The sequence below is a fragment of the Cupriavidus sp. MPR-AND1C genome (genome assembly GCF_058809705.1).
This window is the reverse complement of record NZ_JBXASU010000192.1, coordinates 1-1,677: the sequence shown is the minus strand read 5'-3', so window position 1 is coordinate 1,677 and position 1,677 is coordinate 1. Positions and strand designations below refer to the sequence as shown.

The window sequence follows — 1,677 nt, the reverse complement described above, 5'->3', positions numbered from 1 at the left end:
GGGATGGGCAGATCCGACTGCGTCGGCCGATACAGGCCGCGGCTCGCGATGTAGTGTGCCACGCCGGACGGCAGCTGGTCATCTGCCGGTTGTCCGGCAGCCAGGCGTTGGCGTAGGGCGGTGGAGGAGAGGTCGACGGCGAGCGTCTGGTCGATCCACATGCGGCCGGAGGGCATGGATTGTATCAGGTCGGTGGACGCACGCCGTTGCGCGAGCTCCTGGCGCACCGGACCGTCCAGTTCCGCCAGGTCGAAACCGGGCCGCGTCGCCACGCAAAGGTGGACGTGCGCGAACAGCGCTTGCCAGCCATGCCAGGTGTGCAGGCGCAGCAACTGGTCGGCGCCCATGAGCCACGCCAGCGAGGCATCGGGGCCATAGTGCTCGCGCAGTTCATGCACGGTATCCACGGTGTAGCTGGGGCCGGCGCGGTCAACTTCCATGCGGCTGGCATGGACCAGCGCGCGGGTGTCGGACAATGCCTGCGCGGCCAGTTCGGTCATGGCCAGGCGGTCGGCGGCAGGGGTGACGTCGTCGCCTTTTTGCCACGATTGGCCGGTGGGGATCCAGACCAGCTCGTCGAGCTCGAGATGTTCGATGCAGAGGCGGGCGAGCGCCACGTGGCCGATGTGGGGCGGATCGAAGGTGCCGCCGAGAATGCCGAGGCGGTAGGGGCGGTTGCTCTTGGTCGAGCCTGCTGCGTCTGCCGCGTTGGCGGTGAGCGATCGTGCGATGTCGTGTGCCATGGGGTTGCCGTCAGGCCCACTCGCGCACGGGCAGGAAGTCCGTGTACAGCGCGGCCTCCGCGCTGCCCGGTTCCGGCTGCCAGTCGTAGCGCCAGCTGGCCAGCGGCGGCATCGACATCAGGATCGACTCGCTGCGGCCGCCCGATTGCAGCCCGAAGTGCGTGCCGCGGTCGAACACCAGGTTGAACTCGACATAGCGGCCGCGCCGGTAGGCCTGGAACTCGCGCTCGCGCTCGCCGTAAGCCGTGTCCTTGCGCGCCTGCAGGATCGGCAGGTAGGCGTCCAGGAAGGCGTCGCCAACCGATTGCGTCATGGCGAAGCTGCGCTCGAAGCCGAGCGCGGAGAAGTCATCGAAGAAGATGCCGCCAATGCCGCGCGCTTCGCCGCGGTGCTTGAGGAAGAAATACTCGTCGCACCATTGCTTGAAACGCGGGTAGAGGTCATCGCCATAGGGGGCGAGGGCGTCGCGGCAGGTGGCGTGGAAGTGCGCGCAGTCGCCAGCGTTGCCGTAGTAAGGCGTCAGGTCCATGCCGCCGCCGAACCACCACACCGGCTCGGCACCGTCCTTCACCGCCATCAGGCAGCGCACGTTCATGTGCACGGTGGGGACAAAGGGATTGCGCGGGTGGAACACCAGCGACACGCCCATCGCCTCGAAGCCCCGCCCGGCGAGCTCCGGCCGGTTGGCGGTAGCCGACGGCGGCAGCGCATCGCCCCGCACATGCGAGAAGCCCACGCCGGCCCGCTCCATCACGGCGCCGCCTTCCAGGATACGGGTGCGGCCGCTGCCGCGCAGGCGCTCGGTGGGCGGCTTCTCCCAGGCATCGGTCGAAAACGCCTTGCCGTCGATGGCGGCAACAGCGTCGGTGATACGGTCTTGCAGACCGAGCAGATAGGCACGGACTGCCTGGGAATCGATCATGGTATGCGGGCG

At 68.3% G+C, this 1,677-nt stretch carries 2 protein-coding genes; both read right to left on the bottom strand.

Annotated elements, in window-relative coordinates; translation table 11 throughout:
* The coding region (locus tag AC1RWI_RS37945; protein ID WP_492870875.1) for a nicotinate-nucleotide adenylyltransferase at positions 1-743 on the bottom strand (743 nt) is incomplete at its 3' end.
* A 10-nt stretch (positions 744-753) separates the two neighbouring features.
* The gene (hemF, locus tag AC1RWI_RS37940; protein ID WP_492870876.1) at positions 754-1,665 is read right to left on the bottom strand and encodes an oxygen-dependent coproporphyrinogen oxidase; all 912 of its coding nucleotides are present in this window, start codon (positions 1,663-1,665) and stop codon (positions 754-756) included.
* Between the last annotated feature and the right edge of the window lie 12 nt (positions 1,666-1,677).